Source organism: Oleiphilus sp. HI0067, assembly GCF_001635735.1.
The window spans coordinates 1-1,029 of record NZ_LWFI01000044.1 but is presented as its reverse complement, the minus strand read 5'-3'; the positions used below and the strand labels follow the sequence as shown (position 1 = coordinate 1,029).

Here is a 1,029-nt window from a genome sequence, read left to right as displayed (position 1 = left end):
AGTGCAAAGTATTTTCTTTGGTGGAGGCACCCCAAGTTTAATGAGCGGGGATTTTTACCGGCAGTTGTTAAATGCCTTGAGAGAGAATCTAAACTTTTCTGAAGATATAGAGATTACGCTGGAAGCTAACCCTGGTGCTAGCGATGCGGCTTATTTTAATGGTTATGTTGAAGCTGGTATTAATCGGATCTCGCTCGGTGTTCAAAGCTTTCAAAATAATCAGCTCCAAGCTTTAGGAAGAATTCATACTGTTGATCATGTGTACCAAGCTGTTGAGGCTTTGAAAGCGGCGGGTATTCGTAACTTTAATATCGACCTAATGCATGGCTTGTCCGATCAAACGCCAGAGCTGGCAATGGATGATTTGAAGCGAGCTTTTGAATTGTCTCCGACACACGTGAGCTGGTATCAATTAACGATCGAACCGAATACTGAGTTTTATTCGCGGCCTCCCGTAATTCCAGAAGATGATGCCCTTTGGGAAATTATTGAAAGTGGCTCGGGACTGTTGAAAGATAAAGGTTATCAACAGTATGAGGTGTCTGCATTTGCACAACAAGATAAGCAGGCTCGCCATAATTTGAATTACTGGGAGTTTGGCGATTACATTGGTTTAGGTGCAGGTGCGCATTCAAAAATTACGCTTGCTGGAGATGGGCGTCTACTTCGATACCGTAAGTCGCGAATACCAGAAGCGTATATGGCTGATCGAATTCAATATCGAATTGGCGAAGAAGTCATCGAACGTGATGCACAAGCCTTTGAGTTTATGATGAATGCACTGCGATTAAAGCAAGGAGTTGAGAGTCGTTTATTAGAGCGGCGCACTCTGCTGAAATTGTCAGATCTGTCCAAGATCATTGATCAACTTCGATCGGAGGGTTTGTTTGTGGAGGATACGCAACGTATCCAATTAACGGATGAGGGTTTTTTGTTTTTGAATTCGGTGCTGGAGAGGTTTTTGTGATGCTTTCTAATTTCTACTCTTCTTCAGTTTTCGTCTTGATGGACGACTTGAAGGTAGTGCTA

At 43.0% G+C, this 1,029-nt stretch carries 1 protein-coding gene; it reads left to right on the top strand.

Going from position 1 to position 1,029, the window contains the following annotated elements; genetic code table 11:
• On the top strand, positions 1-967 hold a 967-nt coding region (gene hemW, locus A3739_RS00780), incomplete at its 5' end, for a radical SAM family heme chaperone HemW (RefSeq protein ID WP_231876967.1).
• Between the last annotated feature and the right edge of the window lie 62 nt (positions 968-1,029).